The organism is Variovorax sp. 3319 (assembly GCF_031456585.1).
Taxonomy (GTDB): Bacteria; Pseudomonadota; Gammaproteobacteria; order Burkholderiales; family Burkholderiaceae_C; genus Variovorax; species Variovorax paradoxus_P.
The window spans coordinates 413828-437226 of the sequence record NZ_JAVDUZ010000001.1; the positions used below are offsets into that span (position 1 = coordinate 413828).

At 66.5% G+C, this 23399-nt stretch carries 20 protein-coding genes; 11 read left to right on the forward strand and 9 right to left on the reverse strand.

Going from position 1 to position 23399, the window contains the following annotated elements; translation table 11 throughout:
* Positions 1-45: 45 nt before the first annotated feature.
* The 3 genes from J2X67_RS02010 to J2X67_RS02020 are packed head-to-tail and all read left to right on the forward strand — an operon-like array spanning position 46 to position 1266.
* Entirely contained in the window at positions 46-519 is a 474-nt protein-coding gene (locus J2X67_RS02010) for a hypothetical protein (protein ID WP_309950024.1), read from the forward strand.
* A 13-nt stretch (positions 520-532) separates the two neighbouring features.
* Entirely contained in the window at positions 533-976 is a 444-nt protein-coding gene (locus J2X67_RS02015) for a ribonuclease HI family protein (protein ID WP_309950026.1), read from the forward strand.
* A gap of 41 nt (positions 977-1017) precedes the next feature.
* On the forward strand, positions 1018-1266 hold the full coding sequence (locus tag J2X67_RS02020; protein WP_021006088.1) for a DUF3297 family protein: 249 nt from the start codon (positions 1018-1020) through the stop codon (positions 1264-1266).
* Positions 1267-1313: 47 nt separating this feature from the next.
* Here the strand turns inward: J2X67_RS02020 and J2X67_RS02025 are convergent, their stop codons facing one another.
* Both J2X67_RS02025 and J2X67_RS02030 read right to left on the reverse strand, forming a co-directional pair.
* Positions 1314-1646: a c-type cytochrome gene (locus J2X67_RS02025; protein ID WP_409050454.1), complete on the reverse strand. Its 333-nt coding sequence runs from the start codon at positions 1644-1646 to the stop codon at positions 1314-1316.
* 55 nt (positions 1647-1701) lie between these two features.
* On the reverse strand, positions 1702-7707 hold the full coding sequence (locus J2X67_RS02030; RefSeq protein WP_309950029.1) for an MG2 domain-containing protein: 6006 nt from the start codon (positions 7705-7707) through the stop codon (positions 1702-1704).
* Between the two features lie 153 nt (positions 7708-7860).
* On the opposite strand from J2X67_RS02030, the gene opgC reads away from it, so the two are divergent.
* Positions 7861-9003: an OpgC domain-containing protein gene (gene opgC / locus J2X67_RS02035; protein WP_309950031.1), complete on the forward strand. Its 1143-nt coding sequence runs from the start codon at positions 7861-7863 to the stop codon at positions 9001-9003.
* Between the two features lie 6 nt (positions 9004-9009).
* Here the strand turns inward: opgC and J2X67_RS02040 are convergent, their stop codons facing one another.
* A complete protein-coding gene (locus J2X67_RS02040; RefSeq protein WP_309950824.1) occupies positions 9010-9819 on the reverse strand; it encodes an SGNH/GDSL hydrolase family protein in 810 nt (269 codons plus the stop codon).
* Positions 9820-10089: 270 nt separating this feature from the next.
* Here J2X67_RS02040 and J2X67_RS02045 point away from each other — a divergent pair, with 270 nt between their 5' ends.
* The 3 genes from J2X67_RS02045 (at position 10090) to J2X67_RS02055 (ending at position 12597) form a co-directional block, all read left to right on the forward strand.
* Positions 10090-10644, forward strand: coding sequence for a DUF3455 domain-containing protein (locus J2X67_RS02045; protein WP_309950033.1), 555 nt, complete (start codon positions 10090-10092; stop codon positions 10642-10644).
* Positions 10645-10740: 96 nt separating this feature from the next.
* On the forward strand, positions 10741-11277 hold the full coding sequence (locus J2X67_RS02050) for a hypothetical protein (protein WP_309950035.1): 537 nt from the start codon (positions 10741-10743) through the stop codon (positions 11275-11277).
* Positions 11278-11295: 18 nt separating this feature from the next.
* The gene (locus J2X67_RS02055) at positions 11296-12597 is read left to right on the forward strand and encodes a hypothetical protein (protein ID WP_309950038.1); all 1302 of its coding nucleotides are present in this window, start codon (positions 11296-11298) and stop codon (positions 12595-12597) included.
* Between the two features lie 18 nt (positions 12598-12615).
* Here the strand turns inward: J2X67_RS02055 and J2X67_RS02060 are convergent, their stop codons facing one another.
* The gene (locus J2X67_RS02060; protein WP_309950040.1) at positions 12616-14091 is read right to left on the reverse strand and encodes a rhomboid family intramembrane serine protease; all 1476 of its coding nucleotides are present in this window, start codon (positions 14089-14091) and stop codon (positions 12616-12618) included.
* A gap of 15 nt (positions 14092-14106) precedes the next feature.
* Positions 14107-15504 (reverse strand): argininosuccinate lyase, encoded by a 1398-nt coding sequence (argH, locus tag J2X67_RS02065; protein ID WP_309950042.1) that lies wholly within the window; start codon positions 15502-15504, stop codon positions 14107-14109.
* Between the two features lie 22 nt (positions 15505-15526).
* Here argH and J2X67_RS02070 point away from each other — a divergent pair, with 22 nt between their 5' ends.
* Genes J2X67_RS02070 through J2X67_RS02080 form a run of 3 tightly spaced genes read left to right on the forward strand, consistent with a single transcriptional unit; the run spans position 15527 to position 18662 of the window.
* Complete coding sequence (locus tag J2X67_RS02070) at positions 15527-16627, forward strand: histidine kinase (protein WP_309950044.1); 1101 nt, start codon at positions 15527-15529, stop codon at positions 16625-16627.
* Complete coding sequence (locus tag J2X67_RS02075; protein ID WP_309950047.1) at positions 16624-17370, forward strand: LytTR family DNA-binding domain-containing protein; 747 nt, start codon at positions 16624-16626, stop codon at positions 17368-17370. Before J2X67_RS02070 ends, J2X67_RS02075 begins: the two co-directional genes overlap by 4 nt.
* On the forward strand, positions 17367-18662 hold the full coding sequence (locus tag J2X67_RS02080; protein ID WP_309950049.1) for an AI-2E family transporter: 1296 nt from the start codon (positions 17367-17369) through the stop codon (positions 18660-18662). The genes J2X67_RS02075 and J2X67_RS02080 overlap by 4 nt, the downstream gene beginning before the upstream one ends.
* A 19-nt stretch (positions 18663-18681) precedes the next feature.
* Here the strand turns inward: J2X67_RS02080 and J2X67_RS02085 are convergent, their stop codons facing one another.
* Together J2X67_RS02085 and J2X67_RS02090 are read right to left on the reverse strand one after the other, a co-directional pair.
* Positions 18682-19938: an MFS transporter gene (locus J2X67_RS02085; RefSeq protein WP_309950051.1), complete on the reverse strand. Its 1257-nt coding sequence runs from the start codon at positions 19936-19938 to the stop codon at positions 18682-18684.
* Complete coding sequence (locus tag J2X67_RS02090) at positions 19925-20449, reverse strand: N-acetyltransferase family protein (protein WP_309950053.1); 525 nt, start codon at positions 20447-20449, stop codon at positions 19925-19927. Before J2X67_RS02090 ends, J2X67_RS02085 begins: the two co-directional genes overlap by 14 nt.
* Positions 20450-20498: 49 nt before the next feature.
* On the opposite strand from J2X67_RS02090, the gene J2X67_RS02095 reads away from it, so the two are divergent.
* Positions 20499-21458, forward strand: coding sequence for a LysR family transcriptional regulator (locus J2X67_RS02095; RefSeq protein WP_309950055.1), 960 nt, complete (start codon positions 20499-20501; stop codon positions 21456-21458).
* Here the strand turns inward: J2X67_RS02095 and J2X67_RS02100 are convergent.
* Complete coding sequence (locus tag J2X67_RS02100; protein ID WP_309950056.1) at positions 21421-22677, reverse strand: MFS transporter; 1257 nt, start codon at positions 22675-22677, stop codon at positions 21421-21423. The two genes, J2X67_RS02095 and J2X67_RS02100, sit on opposite strands and share 38 nt — an antisense overlap.
* A gap of 158 nt (positions 22678-22835) precedes the next feature.
* Positions 22836-23378, reverse strand: a complete 543-nt coding sequence (locus tag J2X67_RS02105; RefSeq protein WP_309950059.1) for a hypothetical protein — start codon at positions 23376-23378, stop codon at positions 22836-22838.
* Positions 23379-23399: the final 21 nt, after the last annotated feature.

Consider the following 23399-nt stretch of genomic DNA (forward strand, 5'->3'; position numbering starts at 1 on the left):
AGACAACAACGCCAGGCTTCGGCCGCGAACAGCGAGGGTCGCGTGATGCGCACATCGGTTCTTTTCATTTCGGTCTTTGCAGCCGCAGTCATGGCGCATGCTGCGGACGTGGTGCGCTGCACCGACGCGAGCGGCGGCATCGTCTACACGCAGGGCCAGTGCCCGCCCGGAACCAAGCTCTCGCGCCAGGTGCCCATTTCAGAGCCGCTGACGGTGGTGCCGCCCACGTCGTCCGAAGAACCGCGGCGCCCGGCCTACACCCCCCCGCCCAGCGCGGCATTGCCGCAGCCCCCGGCAAACAACGTGCCGCAGGGCCCCGCCATCATTCCGCGCAATGTCGAAGAGCCGCGCGTGGCGCCTGAACAGGGGCCGCCGGTGTACAGCTGGGGCCCCGATCCGTACTACGACGGTGGCCGCCCGGTCGTTCGCCCACGGCCTCCGCGCCCGCAAGACCAGGGTCCGCCTCCGGGCCAGCGGCCTTGCCAGAACCTGGCGGGCATCAAGCGCAGCAACTGCTGAGCGGGCGCGGCCGATGCAAGACCGCCACTGGACGGTGTACTGCGATGGCAGCGCCATGCCGAACCCCGGCCGCATGGGTGCCGGCGCGGTTATCACCGAGCCCGACGGCACGCGCCACACCCTCTCGCAGGCCAGCCACGCCACGGGCTGCAACAACGAGGCAGAACTGCGGGCGCTGACCCTCGCGCTCGAGGAACTGAAGGCCAGGGGCGCGACCGCGGTGCTCGCCTATACCGACAACAGCATCCTCGTCGAGCAGCTTGGCGAATCCGGCGCAAAGCCGATTGCGCGCCTGGCCGGCTTGTTCGACGATGCGCGTGCGCTGCTTGGCTCGTTCGAAGAGGCAAGCCTGCGGTGGGTGCCGCGGCACCGCAACCACGAGGCCGATGCGCTCGCGCGCGCTTCGCTCGGGTTTGCGCCCAAGGCGCCCGCCAAGGCAACAAGGAAGCGGCGTTAAGCTGTGCGGTTCAGTTTTTCAGATAGATAACCGTTTATTCCATGACCGAAGCCAATTCCCTCCCGCCTCTGCCTGACCACCTGTCTACCGACCCGCGCAGCCCGCACCATGTGGCGGCCGTTTTCGAGCACGACATCGGCATTCGCTTCAACGACAAGGAGCGGCTCGATGTAGAGGAATACTGCATCAGCGAAGGCTGGATCAAGGTGCCCGCGGGCAAGACGGTGGACCGCAAGGGCAAGCCGCTGCTGATCAAGCTGAAGGGCAGGGTCGAGGCGTTCTACCGGTAAAGCCCTGCCGGTGATCCGATCGGCCGTGATTCGCGGCGGATCGAAGCTCAGGGCGGTGGCGAAGGCTGGGAAAGAACCCACTGCGCGAGCAGCCGCGCTTCCTCTTCCGTGACGCGCGGCTGGCGCGGCATGATGACTCGCCCCCACCTTCCAACGCTGCCGTTTCGGATGTTTGCCGCGAGTTGCGACGGAGCGGCCGGATCGTTGCGATACCGATCCGCGATTTGCGCGAACCCGGGGCCGACTTGTTTTCGAACCATGCCATGGCATGCGGTGCAGCCGTGCTCACTTGCCAAGGCGCGCGCCCGCTCTTCGGCGGCGGTGGCATCGGCAACCGGTGCCATCAACCCGAGGAGCAGCGCCAGCCTGAAAAAACTCATGGCTCGAGCGGTGTAGAAGGCGAACCGCCGCCGCGTGAACGGCGGCCGGTTGCGCTTACTTGGCCGCCTCCACCTTCACCCGCGCGTTCGGCGTTTCGCCGAACATCTCGGGCGCGTACATGGCCTCGACGCGGCTCGGGGGCAGCGCAAAGTCGCCCACGTTGTTGAGGCGCACGGTGTATTCCATCTTCACCACGCCCTTGGGCAGGTACTCGTAGTAGCTGCGGAAGGCCTCGAAGCTGCGCTCCTCGAAAGCCGGCCAGCCGGCGCCCGACTTCTTCTCGCCCTGCGTGGCAATCTGCGAGTCGCGGCCCAGGCCGCTGCCAAGAATGGTGGCGCCGCCGGGAATCGGATCGCTGACCACCACCCAGGTCATGTCGGCGCTGGCGTTGACCTCGATGGTCACGCGCAACACGTCGCCGCGCGTGTATTTGCCCGCGATGGCCTGCTCGACGGGCGTGATGGTCTTCTTGATTGCGTACCCGGCGGCAAACGGGGCCTTCAACTGCACCGCGGCAATCGACTGCATCGTGAGCCACGGCTTGCCGGTGCCTTGCTGGGTAACCAGAAGCGTGTCGCGCACGGGTGCGCCCGAAGGCGATGCCGCCCAGGGGAGGAACATCGTGTTGTTCTTCAGGTTGCCCGGCGAGGCGGGCGCGCCGAAGAAGGTGCCCTGGTTGGGTGCGCCGGCCGCGTCGGTCGTCTTCACGCGGTCGACCTTGCTCCAGTCGACCTGCGCCTTCGCCGCACCGAGGGTGGCGGCGGTCACACCTGCCACCGGCGTGCTTTCGAACACCTTCGAGAACTTCTCGAGTGCGAGCCCGCCCCAGAGGTTGGCGGTGGTGGTGTGCCAGGCGCCGTTCTGCTGGCGGCCGATGAAGCCATTGGCGAGCTTGCCGATGTCTTCCTTCCACGCCGGGTCGTCCATCACGCTGAGCAGCAGGCGAGCGGTGTTGACGTCGCCGTTGGTCATGAGCCACCACCAGTAGTCGTCGCGCTCGGTGCTGAAGATGAGCTTGGTGCCCTGGTACGAAAGGCGCGCCTTCAGCACGTTGTTGGCCTCGTCCAGCCGCTGCTGGCGCTGCGGCACGTCGGGCATGCGCTTGAGGATGTTGAGCCAGTCGATCACGGCGCTGGTGGGCCACTGGTTCGGCGCAATGGTGATGCTGCCGATCATGCTGGCCTTGGCGCTGCCGTAGCGCGACAGCGCCTCGAGCGCGGCAAGCTTGCGCACGTCCAGGTCCTTGCGCGGGCTCCAGAACTCGCGCTGGATGCGGCCTTCCACAAAAGCGATGAGGCCCGACTCCATGGGTGCGCGCACGTCGTCCGCCAGCGCGAAGTCCGGGTTCAGCGCAGCAGCCTCGTGCGTCGCCGCAAGCAGGTACGAGGTCAGGATGTCGCTGCCGCGGTTGGCTTCGCCGTCGCGTGGCGGAAAGTAGTTGGCCAAGCCGTCGCTGTCCAGGTAGGTGGGCAGCTGGGCAAGCACACCCTGCCACATCTTCGCGTCGCGCAGGCCCACCGACTTGCTGGTCTTTTGCTCGAGGCAGATGAACGGGTAGTTGGCAAACCAGTCGCGCACGCCCGGCAGGCCCTCTGCGAGCTTGGGCTGCAAGGCGAGCTTGAGGCCGCCGCGGCCGGGCAGCGCATCGGCGGGCGGCGCCACGTCGATGGTGAAGGGGCCGTCGAGCTGCACCAGCGTGGCCTGCTGCACCGTGAGCGGCACCGAAGGCACGATGCGCTGGCGCACCTTGAGCGCATCGCGCGCGCCGCCGATGGTGTCCTTTGCCTCGATCTCCCAGAGGATGGCCTCGGCACGCGTCTGCGCAAGCTGTGCGGGCGCGGTCACGGTCCATGCAACTTCACGCGCTTCGCCGGCGGGGATGTCGACAGTCTGCTTTTCGAGCGTGAGCAGCGTGGCGCGCGGCGCGGCTTCCACCTTCATCGGCTTTTGCGTTGTGTTGCGCAGCGTGATCTGGGCACGGAACTGGTCGTCCTCGCGCACCAGCGGCGGCAAGCCGCTGATGATCTGCAGGTCTTGCGTGGCCTGGATGCTGGCCTGGCCGGTGCCGAAGAGGCTGGTGCCCGCATCGGCCACCGCCACGATCTTGAAGGTGGTGAGCGCGTCGTTGAGCGGCACCGTCACCACGGCCTGGCCGTTGGCATCGAGCACCACCTTCGGGTTCCACAGCAAGAGGGTGTCGAGCAGCTCGCGGCTCTGGCCCTTGCCACCGCCGCCGCCCGCGGGCACGGCCTTGCGTCCGTAGTGCCGCCGGCCGACGATTTCCATCTGCGCGGTCGAGGTGGAGACACCCCAGCTGCGCCGTTGCAGCATGGCGTTGAGCAGGTTCCAGCTGTCGTTGGGCATGAGCTCCAGCAACGCCTGGTCGACCGCGGCCAGGGCCACTTCGGCACCGGCTGCGGGCTTGCCGTCCGGCAGCTTGGCGGAGATGGTGATCTGCGCCTTGCTGCGCACGGGGTAGCTCGGCTTGTCGCTGGTCACGGTCACGTCGATCTGGTGTGCGCGCGTGCCGACGCGGATCTCTGCCATGCCCAGCCGGTAGGCGGGCTTGCTCAGGTCGACCATGGCGGTGGGTGCGACGTATTCCTTGCCTTCGTACCAGAAGGCCGTCCACCATTCGCGCGGTGCCTTGAAGCCCCACGTGAAGAAGCTGTACCACGGCACTTCGCGCAGCCGGCCGCGCAGGGCGAGCACGCTCACATAGGCGTTCGGGCCCCATTCGGGCTTGACCTCCAGGCTCACGGTCGGGTCCTTGCCGTTGAGCTGCACCACGTGGGTTTCGATGACGCCTTCGCGTTCGACGGACACCAGCGCAGTGGCAAAGCGGAAGGGGCTGCGCACCTGGAACTTGGCGATCTCGCCGGGCTGGTAGCTCTTCTTCTCGGGCAGCACGTCAATGCGGTCGTTGTCCTCGCCGCCGAACCAGAGTTCGCCCTGCTTGGTCACGTACACCGAGCTGGCGGCGCGGCTGTCGCGGCCTTCGCTGTCGGTGGCGCTGGCCACCAGCTCGACCTCGCCGGCCTCCTTGAGCTCGGATTCGCACAGCAGCAGGCCGCGAGCGTCGCTCTTGCCGCTGCAGACCGTGCCGATGTCCTTCGTTTCGGTCTTGTTGTCGTAGGTGTAGAAGCCGCCCACCATGCGCTTGCGGCTGGTGGTGGTGATGCGCGCCACGGCGCGCACATTCAGCGTGACGCCGGCCTGGGGCTTGCCCGAAAGGTCGAGTGCAAGCGCCTGGTACTTGAGCTTCTGGCTGGTGGAAACCCAGCCTTCGGTCTTGATGCCGGCAATGACGGAGGAGGGCCACAGCGTCTGCGTGCTGCGGATGGTCTGCACCTCGCCGTTCGGGTCGGCATAAGTGGCCTCGAGCAGCAGCTCGCGCGCGGCCCGGGCCTTGGGCACCTTGTCGATGGTGACCTTGCCGGCGCCGTCCTTGTTGAGCGTGAGCGGCAGCTTGTCGGCAATCACGCGGGTGTCGCTGGCGCTGTTGATGTCTTCTTCGCTGCCTGCGGTGTCGGCGGCGGATGCTGCCGCCTGGGCACCATCGGCCTGCACGCGCGGCGGGCTGAAGCTGAAGGCCTCATGGTCGGCAAAGCTCAGGCTCTTGCCGCGCACCATGGCCGACACGCGCACCGGCAGGTTGGCGGCGCCGCCGCCCGAAACGTAGTTGATCTGCACGTCGGCCGGCACCGCAGTCACGCTGACCAGCGGCTTTTTCTCGGCGGGCGCAATGCGGCCTTCGAGCACCGGCAGGCGGAATTCCTCGACGCGGAACTGCCCGGTGGAGAAGCTGCGGTTGTAGTCGCCGTCTTCGCCCTCGCCGTCGGCATCGTCGCCGGTGCGCAGCACGACTTCGTACACGCCGAGCTTGGCGGCAGGCGGAATCGCAAACGTGTTTTCGGCGCTCAGGCCGCCGGTCGGCGTCTTGCGCCATGCAAGGGGCTGCGTAAAGCGCTGGCCGCTGCCGGTGTGGGTGACAACCAATGTGTCGGGCCGGTTCTCCGGCAGGCCGAAGCCCTTGCTGGTCTGCGTGCGGATCAGGTGCTTCATCGACACCGTTTCGCCGGCGCGCAAGAGCGTGCGGTCGAAGATGGTGTGGGCGACGCGGTCGGGTTCGGCCTGCAGGCTGGTGGGCACATTGAAGCGCCAGGGCTCGATGCCGCGCTGCCAGTCGCTCCAGGTGAAGGCCAGGTCTTCAACGCCCTTGTCGTCCTTGGCGCGCGCGCTCACGAACCATGCGCCCGCGGTGTATTCGTCGGGGCCGCTGCAGTTGGGTGCATCGGGCGCAACGCCAGCCAGGTTGACGATGCCGTTGGCGTCGGTCTTGCCCGACGCCACGGCCACGCCGCGGCAGTCGGAAACGCGAACCTCGGCGTTCGGCACCACCTTGCCCTTGTCGAGCGTGGTGACCCATGCCACCGAGTTTTCACGGCCAAGCTTGAAGTGCACCGCCAGGTTGGTGGCCAGCGCCGTGGTGCGCACGTACATCGTGCGGCTGGCGCCGTAGCGCTCGTCCAGCAACGCGTCGCCGAGCTTTTGCGAAGCGATTTCGAGCACGTGGAAGCCGGGCGTCAGCGGAATGCCGATGACTTCGAACGGACGCGGATCGCCGCTTTCGGCCTTGGGCATGTCGAGTGCCTTCACGCCGGGCTGGCCCGCAAGAAGAGACAGCATGCGGGTCTGCAGGCTGGTGCGGTCGTCCTTGTCGATGACTGGCGGCAGCGCGCCCTTGATGTCCTTGCGCGCCTGTTCTCGCGAGACGGTGTAGTTGTCGTAGCGGCGCACCTTGCGGAACCACGCGATGATTTCAGCGTCGGTCTTGGGGTTCATGTCGCTCACCTTGCCGGGCGTGAGCGCCTGCACCATGAGCGCGGGTTCCACGCGCCGCACGGTCACCGGCATCATGGCCGGCGTGCCGGGTTCGGCCAGCCGCTCGACCACGCCGAAGGGCGAGGCGGCAAACTTGGCCAGCGGCGGCATGGCGCCGGTTGCAACCTTCAGCGGAAAGCTGCCGGGCGAAGCCAGCGGCCGGCCCGAGGCGTCTTCGAACTTGGCGGGCAGTTCGATCGTGAACTTGGTGTTCTCGGCAAGCGGCGGCTCGAAGCTCGCCGAGCTGACCACGTCGTCGTCGCTGGGCGATCCACCGCCGCTCTCGAGCGAAGGCGCAACGGAATCCTTGCCGCCCTTGAGCTGGATCTGCGAAGCCATCTTGCGCGTGACCGGCGCATTGAACTGCAGCTGCATGGGGCGCAGCGGCAGGCAGCCGGCCTGCGCGTTCTCGCGCTCGCAGGTGAACGAAACGGCAAACGGCTCGCGCACCTGAAAGCTCAGCCGGCGCTCCACGTTGTTTGCCACGCCTGACGGTGTAGCCACGCCCTTGCCATAGACGATCTGCACCTTGCTGCCGGGGGTGAGGGTGCGGTTGCATTGCAGCGCAATGAAGCGCAGGGGCTCCTTGGCGGCTTCTTTCTCGCGGCTGAAGGCCTTGAGCAGGCCCGTACGCTGCTCGCCTTCGAGCAGCCGCACGGGAATGCGCTCGCCCATGCCCTCGGCCGCGCACCACACGTTCTGGCGCACGCTTTCCACGGTGGCCGGGCCATTGAGCTCGAGCACGAACATCTGCTGCTCGTCGATCCGGCCATAGCTGCCGGGCATGAAGTTGCGCACGAACGGCCCACCGCTATTGAATTGATAGCGATCGGGGCCGGTGAGTTCGCCGCCGGCGCTCGGCTTGAACGTGGAGATGCGCGTAACGGTGCAGCGCACACCGGGCGGCAGGTCGTTCTCGAAGTCGTAGACCCATTGCTTGGCATCGGTCCATCGGCCGGTTCCCTTGCCGGCCTGCGCATCGGTGCAGCTCACTGCCAACGGTGCCGGCGCCTTGGGATCGCCGAAGTTAACGGCCGCCTGGTCGAACTTGGCGACGATCTGACGCACCCGCGACACTTCCCCTTGGGGTGTCAGGCTGGTGATCTGGAGGGCAAAGCCCGGGCCGGCAAAAAAGGCACTGCCGGCCAGAAGCAATGTTGGAATAATTTTTTTCACTTGTTTTCTCTCCGCCTTGAAGCACCGCGCAGCGTAGCCGATTTGCAAGGCGGTTCGGCAGTGCCAGGAGTCATATGCCGCCGCGCTCTTCATACAATCGGGGCTGTCGTGCGTGCGCCGCGCTGACTGCCACCAAGACCTCGCCGCCGACCGATGAAACGCTACTGGGAAATAGACGCCTTGCGCGGGCTGATGCTCGTGCTGATGACCGTCACCCATCTGCCGACGCGCCTTACCGACCCGCTGGGCCAGCCTTTCGGCTTTGTTTCGGCCGCTGAGGGCTTCGTGCTGCTGTCGGCCTTCGTGGCGGGCCTGGTCTACAGCCGCATCGGCCATGTGCGCGGCGTCGATTCAATGCGCCAGGCCTTCTGGCGGCGCGTGCTCAAGGTGTATCTCTGCCAGGCGGCGATCCTGCTGTTTCTCTTTACGGTCATTGCCGCGCTCGGCCTGCACATCGACCAGCCGGCCGTGAAAAACCTGGTGTCGTACTACCTTGCGGAGCCGCGCGACGGGTTCCTGTTCGGGCTGCTGCTCATCTACGAACCGGCGCTGCTCGACATCTTGCCGATGTACATCTTCTTCATGTTGATGAGCCCCTGGGTGCTCGCATTTGCCATGCGCCACGGCTGGGCGCTGGTCATGGCGGTGAGCGCCACCGTGTGGGCCATGGCCCAGTTCGGGCTCAGCGAATGGATCTACGGGTTGGCGGTGCACTACCTGGGCATTACGGTGCCGTTCCATGAAATGGGCGCCTTCAACAGCTATGCGTGGCAATTTCTCTGGTTTGCGGGACTGTGCATCGGCGCCAGCCGCAACCTGCCCGGTGCGCAGCCAATGCGTTTTCCGGCCTGGCTCTGGGTGCCCGCACTGGCCATTGCGCTCTATGGTTTCTGGTGGCGCCACCACGGCATCAACGGCCAGGCACCGTTTGGCGGAGACGTGGAGCTGAACCTGCTGTTCGACAAGTGGCAACTGGGCCCGCTGCGCCTCGTCAATCTTGTTACGCTGGGCATCCTGGCGGTGCGCTTCGGGCCGTGGCTCATGCGCAAGATTCCGCGGCTGCATTGGCTGGAGGCCATGGGCTCGGCCTCGCTGCCCGTTTTCTGCGCGCACCTGGTCGCGGTGTTGCTGGTGCTGGCCTTCTACGGCGACAGCCAGACCGCGCGGCCCTGGTGGGGCGACGGCTTGCTGCTGCTGGCGGTTTTTGCCGGCATGTATGCGGTGGCGCGGTTCACGCGCGGGGCCGACGTACCGCCGCCGGCGGACGACGTGCCGACCGAACCCGCGCGCGCCTGATAACCGTCAGGGCAGGGCCGGCGCTGACGTGGGCGCAGATGCGGGCGTGGGTGGCTGCATTTGTGCGGGAACCGGGGTTGCCGCAACGGCCCCCGGCAGGCGCGCCGAGATGACCGACTGCCAGAGCCGGTAGCCCTCGTCCGTCATGTGCAGCCTGTCGCTTCGAAAAAGCTCGGGCCTCGGCCGGCCGTCGGCGCCGAGCATCGGCGTGAAGATGTCGATGTATTCGCTGTCGGGCAGCCGGTTGAGGTAGGCCGCGATCACGTTGTTGGTTTCGCGGATGAGCGGCATCAGGTGCTCGCGCGAGGGGCTCGGCTTGATCGAGATGAAGCTGATGCGCGTGTTCGGCAGTTCGGCGCGCACGGTGTTGGCAAAACGCGCAAAGGCTTCGAGCACCTGCAGCGGCGTGCGGCCTTCGGCCAGGTCGTTGTCGCCGGCGTACACCAGAACTTGCCGCGGCTTGTAGCGCACCACCAGGTCGCGCGCAAACAGGCTGCAGTCGGCCATGGTCGAGCCGCCGAAGCCGCGATTGACGATGCCGGGCACCTGCCGAAAGTCTTGCGCAAGGGTTTTCCACATGCGCACCGAAGAACTGCCTACGAACACCACGCCGCCGGGGGTCGGAAACTGCTGCTGGTCGGCGCGCGAAAAGGCCGCGAGCTCGTTGTGCCAGCGCGCCTTGGCCGCCAGGTATTCGGACGACGCGTCCACCGCCGTGCCGTCCAGCGACTCGTAGGGCAGCACGGCATTGTGGTTCTGGGCGTGCGAGGCAATTGCCGCTGTCAGCAGCAGTGCCGCGGCCAGCGCGGTTTTCATCGAAGGCATCGGAAGCGGGGCGGAACGCGGGTCGGAAGGTTTTTTCAATCGGGGAACGAGGCCGGGCGCCAGCGGGGGCACGCGAATGTCCGATTCTGACGCAGTCAGCCGGATCGCGGCTTCTTCGCGCCGGGGGGGGCAATCCATTTGCGGCCGGCGTGCGTAGAAGCATGCGAGGCCGTCCAGGCGCAGGGAGCCGACGCACGGACTCGCCCTTTTCACGGGCTCGCCTTTTCATTCATCTCTCGCTCTGCGACAAAGGAACCGACCATGACCATCCGCACCTTGACAGTTCTCGCGACCGCCGCAGTGGCCGCGGGCCTTGCCGCCTGTTCCGGCATGGGCGCCAAGCCTCCAATGTATTCCCAGGCCGGGCTGCCCGATGCGGTGAAGGTGCCCGCCGGCCACGCGGTGGCGATGGAAACGGTGGGCGCGGGCGACATTACCTACGAATGCCGTGCCAAGGCCAACATGCCCGGCCAGCACGAATGGGTCTTCGTCGGCCCGGACGCCAGGCTGATGGACCGCGCCGGCAAGCAGGTGGGCAAGTACTACGGCCCGCCAGCCACCTGGGAAAGCATGGACGGCTCCAAGGTGACGGCCACGCAAGTGGCGGTGGCAGCCAACGGTAGCGGCAACATTCCCCACCAGCTTGTAAAGGCCAACCCGGCCATGGGCATGGGCGCAATGCAGGGCGTGAGCTACATCCAGCGCGTGTCTACCCGGGGCGGCGTGGCACCGGCCGCGGCTTGCGCAGCCTCGAACTTGGGCGAGAAACAGGTCGTCAAGTACCAGGCCGACTACATCTTCTACCGCGCCGTCTAAGCGGCTTTCAGGCCCCGCGAGCCGCTCCAGGAAACATTCGGCAACGTATACTGCTTCGCAAAATCGGAGCGGAGCGCACCAGCGTGCGGGCGGGGAATGAAGCAAATTGCGATCGTTGTCGCGCTCTGCGTGGGGGCGTGGTACTTCTTTATCGGCGGGCGCAAGCTCGACGAAGCGATGGTGCGCTCGTACTACGAGAAGGAAGCCCACGCCATCTACTCGCGTGACGCGGACAAGCTGTGCAAGCAGCTCAGCAAGAAGGCCGTGGTCCAGAGCAAGACCGTCATGATGGGCCGAACGCAGGAAACCACCAGCGACCGCGACCAGGCCTGCGAAGGCGTGCGCAAGACTTTCAAGATGTTCGAGGTGGTGGGCGAGGGCATGGGCGGCATTCTCACCATCGAGTACGAGTACCACATCGACACCATCGAGGTTGCCAGCGACCGCAAGAGCGCCACGGTCGAAGGCACCAGCGTGCTGAAGATGGGCGAGGCGGCCATGCAGTTCAAGAGCAGCTTCACGCAGCGCCTGGAGCGCGAACTGGGGCAGATGCGGCTGGTACGCAGCGACGACGTCACGGTGGTGCGCCTGGGCGGGCGCGGCGCCATGAGCCAAAGCGATTTCTTCAAGTAAGCACGGGGCGCCGCCATCATGGCCATCAACGACTCGCAGCCGGCCCCGCCGCCTTTCTGGCACCGCCTCAACAGCTTCTTCGCCTTCCCGCTCCAGCTGCGGCCGTTCGTGTACGGCCTGCTGCTTGCATTCAGCAGCCTGTTGTTTCAGGCCATTCCGTTTCTGCACCCGGGGCTGTTGCTGATGGTGATCGAGCTGGGCATCGTGCTGGCGGCCAGCCGCTATGGCTTCAAGATCACTGCGCTGGGTTCGCGGGGCATCTGGCGTTCGGAAGACTTTCCGCGCGAGCTCAACGAGGACTGGGTCAACCTGCCGTGGAAGCTGTTTGCCATTTCGGTGGTGCAGGGCGCACTGATCGGCTGGCTGGCCTGGTACGAGCCTGTGCTGGGTACTGTCGGGGTGTTCGTGGTGTCGTTCACTTTTCCGGCTGCGGTGATCGTGCTGGTGCAGTCGGGCAGCTTTTTCCAGGCCATGAATCCGGGCCACGTGATGGATGCAATGCGCATCATCGGCTGGCCGTATGCGCTGCTGTGCTTCTTCCTCTTTCTGTTGAGCGCGGGTGCGCAGATTGCCATTGGCATGGTGCTGCCGATGATCGACGGCCTGATCGTGCTGCCGATCGCCAATTTCGCGTTCATCTACTTCGGCTGGGTCATGGCCAGCCTGCTGGGCTACGTGATGTACCAGCACCATGACGCCTTCGGCATCGACCTGCTGCCCGGCGGCGGGGTGGACGACGGCGCTCCGGTGGACCGCCGCACGCCCGAGCAGATTGCCGCGCAGCGTACCGATGCCGAAGTGGCGCAGCTGGTAACCGACGGCGACGTGGCTGGCGCGCTTGGCGTGGCCTACGAAGCGCAGCGCGTGGCGGCGCCCGACGACCTGGCGGCGCAGCGGCGTTACCACCGCGTGCTGCTGCTCATGCCCGACAAGGCGGCCACCTTGCTCGACCATGCGCACCGCTACATTCCGCTGCTGCTGCGGCGCGACCTGGCCTCGGAGGCGCTCAAGGTCTTCAAGGCCTGCCGCGAGAAAGACAAGGCCTTTGCGCTGGACGACGCGCCCACCGTCATGACGCTGGCAAAAGCCGAATGGCGCAACGGCGATGCGCATGCCGCACTGGCGCTGCTGTCGGGCTTCGACCGGCGCTTTCGCGGGCATGCGGCCATTCCGCAGGCCTATGAACTGGCGGCGCGGGTGCTGGTGCAGGGACTGGGCCGCGTCGATATGGCGCAGCCGATCCTGAAGACGCTCGAGTCGCGTTACCCGGAGAGCGAGCAGACGCAGGAAGTGCGCTGGCTGCTCCGTCCGGCGGCCTAGGCGGCCACCGGCCTGTTTTCAGGCGCGCTCGAGCGCGCGCGTCACCATGTCGTTCGGTGCGAGGCGCAGCAGATGCGGCAGCCAGCCCTTGGCCATGTCGCGCTCGCCTGCATGCAGCAATCCGTTGGCGCAGGCTGACAGCGTATCGGCCAGTTCCGGATGGTCCGGCGCAGTTTTCAGCAGCGCGCGGCACAGCTTGTCGGCATCCTGGAACTGGCGCACGCGCGTGAAGCGGCGCGCAAGGCGGGCCATGTCGTCGGGCTTCAGGCGCGCGCCGGGCTTTGCCTGGTCGAGGTAGGTGGTGTAGCTGGCGTGCTGCAGGGCCAGCGTGTCGGGGTCGGTGGCCGGCAGGCGGAAGATGCGGCGCGCGGCCTGGTGAAAGTCTTCGCTCGCGGGCTGCAGCCGCGCGGTGTTGAACCACGCGCGCAGCGTGTCGGTGTCGCCGGGTTGCAATGCGGCGGCCGCGCGCCATTCAGCCGCAGCGGCCTCGAACTTCATGGCGGCGCCCAGGCGGCGTGCCGCGGCCACGTGGCCGTTGAATTCTTCATCGCCGTTCGATTGCTCCGAAGCAACCGTCTCCGGCGTCTTGACCCGGTTCAGCGCCATGGCGCCGGCCATCAGCGCCGCGCCGGTCAAAAGGCCGCCCAGGTGCGCCATGTAGGCAATGCCCTGACCGCCTACCGCATGCTGGAGCAATTCGTTGGCAATCCAGGCGGGCAATAGCAGAAGCGCCGGCGCCGTGACGTAGTTGAAATAGAAGAACAACTGGTAGAAGAAGCGGATGCGCCGCAGCCGGTACATCACCGCGTACATGCCCATCAGCGCCGATACCGCGCCCGAGGCGCCGAGCCCGTAGCTGCCCTTGCCGGCATAGGCCCAGTCGGCCAGCACAGAGGCACCTATCGCACCCAGGATGTAGAAGCTCAGGTAGGTGCCGCGGCCCAATGCCAGCTCGACGGAAAAGCCGAACAGGAAGAGGAACAGCATGTTGCCCAGCAGGTGCCCGGTGCTGCCATGCAGGAAGGCCGCGGTAATCCACGTCCAGGGCTTGAATTCCGCGTCCTTCGTGTAGTCCTGCGCCCAGCGTTCGGTAAACGGAGCGGGCTTCATCGATTCGTATTGCTGCCGGTCGCGCTTCCACTCGGGGTACCGTGGGTTGGCGGGGGTGACCACGCCATCTGCGCGCAGCTTTTGCAGGAACGTCTTCTCGCGCTCCATGCCGTCGAGCAGCAGCCCCGTTTCCTTGCGAGCCAGCAGCCGCTGGGCTGCCTTGGCACGGGGCGAGCGCGTTTCTTCGAGCCACGCGACGAAGGGCGGCAGCTCCAGTTCGGGCAGCACGCTGTGCGCGTAGTAGTGGGCCGCGCGCTCGTCGGCCTTTTCTTCGCTGCGCTGCGGCCCCCAGAACACGATCATGTTCACGAGGATCAGCAGCACCGTCATCCACGGTGGGTTGCGCCAGCTCGGTTTATTCTCGAGCGGGATGGCGTAGAACAAGTGGCGCCCTGAAGATCAGGCAAGCCGTGCGCGATGGCGCGCGATTTGCGCCTTGACTTGCGCCGGCGCGGTGCCACCGAGGATGTTGCGCGCATTGAGCGAACCGCGCAGGCTCAGCACGTCGTACACGTCCTTCTCGATCTTCGGGTTGAACTGCTGCAGCACCGCAAGCGGCAGCTCGGCAAGATCGACCTTGTGCGAAGTGGCGGCCTTGACGGCGTGCGCGACGGTTTCGTGCGCGTCGCGGAAGGGCAGGCCCTTCTTCACGAGGTAGTCGGCCAGGTCGGTTGCGGTGGCGTAGCCGCGCAGGGCCGCGGCTTCCATGGCCTCGGGCTTCACGGTAATGCCGCCGATCATCTCGGCAAAGATGCGCAGGGTGTCCTTGAGCGTGTCGACGGTGTCGAACAGCGGCTCCTTGTCTTCCTGGTTGTCCTTGTTGTAGGCGAGCGGCTGGCCCTTCATCAGGGTGATGAGCGCCATCAGGTGGCCGACCACGCGGCCGGTCTTGCCGCGTGCGAGCTCGGGCACGTCGGGGTTTTTCTTCTGCGGCATGATCGAAGAGCCGGTCGTGAAGCGGTCGGCAATCTGGATGAACCCGAAGTTCTGGCTCATCCAGAGAATGAGCTCTTCGCTCATGCGGCTGATATGCACCATGCACAGGCTGGCTGCGGCGGTGAACTCTATGGCAAAGTCGCGGTCGCTCACGGCGTCAAGGCTGTTCTGGCACACGCCGTCCATCTTCAGGGTCTTGGCAACAAGCTCGCGGTCCAGCGGATAACTGGTGCCGGCCAGCGCGGCGGCGCCCAGCGGCAGGCGGTTGACGCGCTTGCGCACATCTTGCAGGCGCTCGGCGTCACGGCTGAACATTTCCACATAGGCCAGCATGTGGTGGCCAAAGCTCACCGGCTGCGCCACCTGCAGGTGCGTGAAGCCGGGCAGGATGACATCGACGTTCTTCTCGGCAATGTCCACCAGCGAGACTTGCAGGGCCACGAGCAACTCGGCAATCAGGTCGATTTCGCCGCGCAGCCACAGGCGCACGTCGGTGGCAACCTGGTCGTTGCGGCTGCGGCCGGTGTGCAGGCGCTTGCCGGCGTCGCCCACGAGCTGGGTGAGCCGGGCCTCGATGTTCAGGTGCACGTCTTCCAGGTCGAGTTTCCACTCGAAGGCGCCCGATTCGATTTCAGCGCGAATCTGCGCCATCCCACGTTCGATTTCGGCGTGGTCCTGCTTGGCGATGATGCCTTGGGCGGCCAGCATGCCGGCATGCGCCAGCGAACCCTCTATATCGGCCTGCCACAGACGCTTGTCGAAGAACACGCTGGCGGTGTAGCGCTTCACGAGGTCGCTCATGGGTTCGGAGAACAGGGCCGACCAGGCTTCGGATTTCTTGTCGAGTTGGTTTTGAGTCATGGGAGCCGTTCGAGAGGCAATAATGGGTTGGTTACCCAATGTATCTGTGATGCGCAACCCGGCGATTTTATCGGCCACCTCCAACCCCACGCCTCCGTCCTCGCCGGAAAGAGGGCGTTTGCCTGCGCGCGGCGGCTCCTGGCTGTTCGACGCCTGCCAGATCGGGGTGGTCCTGCGCACGGTTCTCTTCGTGGAGGCGCTGGTGGCGACCGCCACGCTCTTCGTGTCGTCGGGCCCCGGCGAATGGCTGGTGCAGACCGCCACCGTCACGGGGGGCGCGCTGCCTGCCACCTTGCTCTGGCTGGTGGTTGCCTGCGCACTGAAGAAGCCACTCGGGCGCCTGCCGCGCCAGGCGCAGTACGCGGCCGGTGCCAGCCTTGGCGCCATTTCATCCCTTTACGGCTGCGGCCTTTTGCGCCTGACCGGCGTGCTGGGCACGGCGCCCTGGCTTGCCAGCGCGGTGGCGGGCGCTTTCATCGCCGGCATGGTCATGGCCGCGATGGTGCTGCGCGCGCGCGGCCAGACGCCCGCCGCCATGACCGCCCGGCTGGAAGAACTGCAGTCGCGCATCCGCCCGCACTTTTTGTTCAACACGCTCAACAGCGCCATTGCGCTGGTACGCGAGGAGCCCGCCAAGGCCGAGACCATGCTGGAAGACCTGGCCGAGCTTTTTCGGCAGGCGCTGGCCGACCCCGGCGAATCCGGAACGCTGGCCGACGAAATTGCGCTGGCCGAGCGCTACCTTGCCATCGAGCAGGTGCGTTTTGGCGACCGCTTGCGCATCCGCTGGGATCTCGACGCGGCGGCCAGCAGCGCGCGCCTGCCGCCGCTGCTGCTGCAGCCGCTGGTCGAAAACGCCATCAAGCACGGCGTGGAGCCCAGCCCCGAAGGCGCCAGGCTGCGCATTCGCACCGAGCGCCGCGGCGACGTGGTGGTGATAGAGGTGGTCAACAGCCTGCCGCCCCTGCGCTGGGCCGACGAGCCCTTGCCGCGCGGCCACGGTATTGCGTTGGCCAACGTGCGAGACCGGCTGCGGCTGCTGCACGACATGCAGATGCAGTTCAGCGCCGGCATGGACCAGAAGAACTACCGCGTGCGCATTGCCATTCCCGCCGAATCATGACCCTCAAGACCCTGATCGTCGACGACGAAACCCTTGCGCGTTCACGCCTGCGTACCTTGCTGCGCGACTGCCGCTCGCCGGACGCCGAAGTGGTGGCCGAAGCCGCCCAGGGCGCCGAGGCGCAGCAATACCTGGCGAGCATGGAGCTCGACCTGGTGCTGCTCGACGTTCACATGCCGGGCGTGGATGGCATCGAGGTGGCGCGCACGCTGCGCGAGCGCGCGGACGCGCCGGCCGTCGTGTTCGTTACCGCCCATGCGGCCCACGCAGTGACAGCGTTCGATCTCGATGCGGTCGATTACCTGACCAAGCCGGTGCGGGCCGAGCGTCTGCAGCAGGCACTGCAGAAGGCCGAGCGCTTCTTGAAGGAGCGACGGGCGCTGCAGGCGAGCGCCGTTCAAGACAGCGTGCTCATCCAGGACAGGGGCCGCGCCGAGCGGGTGCCGCTCTCGGAGGTGCTCTACCTGAAGTCGGAGTACAAGTACCTCACGGTGCGCACCGCCACCCGCAGCCACATCCTGGACGGCTCGCTCAATGAGTTCGAAGAGCGCTACCCGGGGCACTTTCTGCGCGTGCACCGCAATGCGCTGGTGGCGCGCGCGGCCATTCGCGCGCTCGAGAAATACGATGACGGCGAAGACGCCGAAGGCTGGGCCTTGCGCCTGGACGCGGTTCCCGAACCCGTCGCGGTTTCGCGGCGGCAACTGGCTGCAGTGCGAGAAGTGCTGAAGGAAGCCCGATGACCGATCACAAGAAAACCGCCGCCGAGACAACGGCAGGGCAGCCTCCCCCGGGAACAGCCGAGCCCGTGGAACCCCCTCCCGAACTGCCGCCCGAACCTGCGCCGGCTCCAGTTGCGCAAGCGCCGGCCGGCGAGCCCGGACCGAAACCTGAACCGGCGGCCGAAGCAGAACCGGAGCCCGAACCCCCGCGCATGATGCTGCACATGCCCGTCGATGTGCGCAGCGCTTCGCTGGTGGTGCTTGCCATATTGGCCGGTATCTTTGCCTTGAGATGGGCTGCTGCAGTGTTCATTCCGCTGATGGTGAGCTTGCTGCTGAGCTACGCGCTGTCGCCGTTGGTCGACCGGCTGGAACGCTGGAACGTGCCTCGCTGGATCGGCGCGACGGTGATCCTGCTGGGCCTGACGGGCGGGCTGGGCTGGACGGGCTATTCGCTCTCGGGCAGCGCTTCGGAGCTTCTCGATGCACTGCCGGTCGCCGCGCAAAAGCTGCGGCAGGCAACGCGCAGCAACAAAAGCGCCACCGCCACGCCGCTGGACAGCGTGCAGCAGGCCGCTGCCCAGCTCGAACGCGCGGCCGAAGAAAACTCCGCCCGCGTTGCGGCGCGCAAGGGCGTGGCGCGTGTCGTTATCGAGCGGCCGGCGTTCAACGTGCGCGAGTACCTGTGGAGCGGCACCGTCGGGCTGCTGGCCGCCGCGGGGCAGTTCACGCTGGTGGCCTTTCTTACCTTCTTTGCGCTGTGCTCGGGCAACACGTTCCGCCGCAAGCTGATCAAGATCACCGGCCCCAGCCTCGAGAAGAAAAAGATCACGGTGCATGTGCTGGACGACATCACGCGCAACATCGAGCGCTACCTGCTGATGCAGATACTCACCAGCGCGCTGGTCGGTGTTGCCACGGGGCTCGCGTTCTGGGCCTTGGGGCTCGAGAACGCTGCGGTGTGGGGCATTGTTGCGGCGGTGACCAACCTCATTCCGTACATTGGCTCCGTCATCGTCATGGGTGCTGCGGGGCTGGTGGCGTTTTTGCAGTTCAACACTCTGCAAATGGGGCTGCTGGTGGCCGGCACGTCGTTGCTCATTCACACGCTGGTGGGCAACCTGCTGCTGCCTTGGCTTACCAGCCGCACCAGCCGCATGAACCCGGTGGCTGTGTTCGTCGGCGTGATCTTCTGGGGTTGGCTGTGGGGTGTGTGGGGGCTGCTGCTGGGCATTCCCATCACCATGGTGATCAAGTCGATCTGCGACCGGGTGGAAGACCTGCAGCCCATCGGGGAACTGCTGGGCGAATAGGCAGCTTGCGCGCCACGCATCAACCTGGCTGCACGCGCGCTCGATGCAGCCTGGCGAAGCGCACGATCATCCAGGGGCCCACGAGCGCGCCGAGCCCGACCGAGCTCCATGCCGCGACCCAGCTGTAGGTGCTGCCCAGCCCGAAGCGCGACTGGCCCCAGTCCAGCGCGAGGCCGAATACCCAGGGGCTCAGCGCACCCGCTCCAAAGCCCATGACCGATCGCACCGAGTACGCCACGCCCAGGCGGTGCGGCGCCACCACGTCGGCCAGCGCGGTCGAATAGACCGACGAGTCCGCGATGGCAAGCAGGTTGTAGGTGGCGGCCATTGCTGCAAGCAACCACAGCGGCCAGGTCCACATCCAGCCGAAGCTGAAAGACATGCACACGCTGGCAACGGTAGCGACCATCATGATTCGCGCGCGGCCGAACCGGTCCGATGCCGCGCCGCCTGCAATGCTGCCGAACACGCTCGCCAGGTGCGCCAGCGCGGCCAGCGCAATGCCCGCGCCTTGCCACGGCGCACTGCCGCCTGCCGATGCGACGAGATAGGCGGGCAGCCATGCCCACAGAGCCATCAGCTCCCAGCAGTGAAATGCGTAGGCCCAGTTGCCGGCCATTGCGGGCTTGTCTCGCACTGTTTCGCGCAGCGCGTGCCAGGTGCCTTCGCGCGGTTCGGCTGCGCCGGCATGCGGTGCGGGCGGGCGCATGCGCCGCAGCGCGGGCATGGTGAGCAATGCGCCGGCAAAGGTGCAACCCGCTGCCGCCCACAAGCCGAGCCGCCAGTGCTGCACATGGCTCAAGACCGCCACCAGCCCGAGCGACAACGCATACCCCAACGATGCCGAACCGAGGAAGAGCCCCATCGCCCGACCGCGCACCGCAGGCTCGGCGTTGCGCGCCAGGAGTTGCAGCCCCGGCGTGTACGAGGCGCCTGCGCAGAGGCCCGCCAAGCCGTAGAGCAGCATCGCGGAAAGGCGGTCGTGCGCAAAGACCGCGAAAGCCGCCGCCGCAACCGCACTGATGGCGCTGCCAATCAAGAAGACGCGATGCGGGCCGAAGCGGTCGGCCAGCAGCCCCACCGCGAACAACGAACTCATGTAGCCCACGTGCCAGGCGCTCTGGATCGAGCCCGCCTGCGCTGCGGTCATGTGCCAGTCGGCCATCATGAAGGGCAGCACGCCGGAGTAGGCGGTAACGATCATTGCCTGCAGCAGCCGGCTCGCGCACAGCAGCGCCAGCCATCCGCGCGCGGGCGCTGCCTCAGCGCAGTGCACGTTGCATGAGCACGGTGTCTACCCACTGCCCGAACTTGAAGCCGACGTTGCGCAGCACGCCCACAGTTTCGAAGCCAAGGCTTTCGTGCAGGCGTTGCGATCCGGCGTTGGCACTGTTGCCCACCACCGCAACCATTTGCGTAAAGCCGCTTTCGGCACAACGCTGGATCACTGCCTGGAGCAAGGCCTTGCCAATGCCATGGCCCTGCATGCCTTGGGAGACGTAGACCGAATCTTCGACCGTGTGGCGGTAGGCGGAGCGGCTGCGGTAGGGGCTGGCATAGGCATAGCCGGCCACCTCGCCGCCTTTCAGTGCCACGAGGTAAGGCAGGCCGCGCGCAAGAACGTCGGTGCGCCGTGCCTGCATCTGCTGCACGGCGGGCACTTCTTCTTCGAAAGAGCACAGGTCGTGCAGCACGTAGTGGCTGTAGATGGCCTGCACCGCGGGCATGTGGTGCGGCTCGGCGCCGAGGATTTCAATGGAGGTAGCGGCGTTGGGCTGTGAGGGCATGCGCCGGATCTTGACGCTCCTGCAGAGATAAGTGAAGCTTCGGTCGCCTATGCAAAGCATAAGAAATACTTTGAACAAGACACTGAACCTCGACCAGCTGAAGTCTTTCGGGCTGGTGATCGAAACCGGCAGCTTCTCCGCTGCAGCCGACCGGCTCGGCCTGACGCAGCCTGCGGTGAGCCTGCAGATCCGCCAGCTGGAGCGCAAGCTGGCGGTGCGCCTCGTGGAACGTGTGGGCAGGCGAGCCAAGGCCACGCCGGCCGGTATTGCACTTTTGCAGCATGCACAGCACATTGAAACCGCAGTGGAAAACGCCATCGACGCCTTGGCGGACCACACCAGCGGCGTGACGGGCCGCGTGCGCCTGGGCACCGGCGCAACGGCGTGCCTGCATTTTTTGCCGGCATTGCTGCGCAGCCTGCGCGAACAGTTTCCGGCGCTCAGCATCGTGGTGAGTACCGGCAACACCGACGACCAGGTGCGCAAGGTCGAAGAAAACAGCATCGACCTGGCATTGGTCACATTGCCGGCAGCAGGGCGCTCGCTGAGCGTGATGCCGGTGCTCGACGACGAGTTCGTCGCCATCGGCCGCAGCGATCTCGCGCCGCTGAAGGCCCGTGTGGGGCCCGGCGACCTTGCTGCACTGCCGCTGGTGCTGTTCGAACCCGCCGCCAACACGCGCAAGCTGGTCGACCGGTGGTTTGCCGCTGAAGGCCTGCAGCCGCAGCCCGTCATGGAGCTGGGCAGCGTGGAGGCAATGAAGGAGATGGTGGCGGCGGGGCTGGGCTACGGCATCGTGCCGCGAATGTCCATGGCGGGCCGTGGCGCCCACCCCGATTTGAAGACGAGCCGCCTGGAGCCCGGCATGCACCGCACGCTGGCCATCGTGATCCGGCGTGACAAGCCGGTCAGCAAGGCCTTGCGCGTGGTGCTCGATGCAATTCTTGCAGCGGGCAAGAAGGGGAGCCTGGTTACTCCGGCGAAAAAGTCGAAGACGCAGAAGAAGTAGCCAGCGCCCCGCCGTTACGCGTACGTCCCAGCGTGCCGACAATCAACGCGGCAACCAGCACCAGCGCGCCGCTGAGCACCATGGCGCTCGAGATGCCGAAGTTGTCGACCGTCACGCCGCCGATCAGCGCGCCCGAGGCAATCGCCACCTGGAAACCGCTCACGAGCAGTGCCTGGCCGGCTTCGGGGGCGTCGGGTACGGCTGCCATCATCCAGCCGGTGAGCGCCACTGGAATCAGGCCGAACGCCACGCCCCAGATAAAGACCACGACCGCGCCCGCGACGAAGCCGGTTCCGATGACCGTGGAGAGCAACAGTGCCGTTGCGAGCATGAGCGCTGCGAGCAGGGTGGTGCCGCGCACGCTGCGTGCCATCAGGCTGCCACCAAGGAAGGTGCCGATGAAGCCAACGGCGCCATACACCAGCAGCAGTGTCGAGACCGAATGCGGCGCCAGGCCGAACACCTGCTGCAGCAGCGGCTTCAGGTAGGTGTAGGCCGCAAAGTGGCCCGCAATGAAGAACAGCACCGCGAGCAAGCCCACTTGCGCCATGCGGCGGGTCAACGGCGTGAGCAGGTCGCGCGCACCAATGGCACGCACCGGCGGTATGGCGGGCAACAGCCACAGCTGCACGAGCAACACGAATGCGGCAAGCGCGCCGGTCACCGCGAACGATGCGCGCCAGCCGAAGAGCGTGCCAAGGAGGGACCCCGCGGGTACGCCGAGCACCGTGGCCGCGGAGACGCCCGCCAGCACCAACGACATGGCCCGTGCCTGCGAGGCTTCAGGCACCAACTGGGTGGCGGCAGCGGGCGCAAAGGTCCAGAAGCCGCCCACGCACAGGCCCAGCAGGAGCCGGGCGACCAGCATCGTGGCGAAGTTGGGTGCAAAGGCGGCAAGCAGGTTCGAGGCGATAAGCAGCGTGGTGAGCGCGATCAGCACGGTGCGCCGGTCGAGCCGGCCTGAAGCAACGATCAGCGCGGGGCCTGCGAAGGCCGCGAGGACGCCGGGCATGGTGATCATCAGTCCGGCGGTGCCGTCCGACACGTTGAGCCCGCGGGCGATGTCGGTCAGGAGGCCGATGGGCATGAACTCGGTCGAGACCATTGCGAAGGTGCCGACGGCAATCGAGCTCACGGCAAGCCAGGCGGAGCGGTTGGTCCTGGCCGGCTCGCGCGCCAGATCGTCCACGCAGGGGTTGCTGCTGGGTGAATTCATCATGAGAAAGGTCCTGGAGTCGCATCGGCCAAAAAGCGCGCACCGATGCGTTTGTTTGCGGAAGGCCATCCAGTGTCGAAGCGGACAGGTCTTTCACAAAGGGCCTTGCCAGCAGTAGTCAGTTTCCCGTCGGCGAACAATCGCCGGTATTCAGCGCGGGGTCAGATGGCTGGCGCGTGCTGTTGCAGCACCCGGCCGTCGGCGATGAACGAGTCGCCGACCAGAACACGAAAGGCCCCACCCTCGGGAAATCGCGCGCTTGCCACGCCGGGGGACAGCAATTCGACATCGAGCGCGTGCGCCTTTCCGCGTTCGAGCTGCTTGCCGTGGGGCACGAGCCAGCGCGCGGAAAAGCCTTCGTTGTCGACCACCAGCGCGCAGCGGTACTCACCGGGGGCCAGCGGCACGTCGTGCGAAGGAAGCGCGGGCGGGCGCAGCGTGAGCTCTACGCGCAGGTGCGGCGTGAACGTGCTTGCCGTGTCGAACGTGGCGGGCTCGGCAGGCGGTGCGCGCCGGGGCAATTTGCCGATGAGCCAGGCGATGACGTTGCCGATGATGGGCACCCACAACACCATCAGCAGCGTGCCGATGTCGCGCGTGGTGGAGCCCGGTGTTGCGTAGTGCCGCACGACGGCGCCACCGACCGCCACGCAAAGCAGGATCGCGACGATGAGCTTGCGGCGGGCCTGGATGGTGCTGCTCATGCCGGAGCGGTTGCCTGTGAG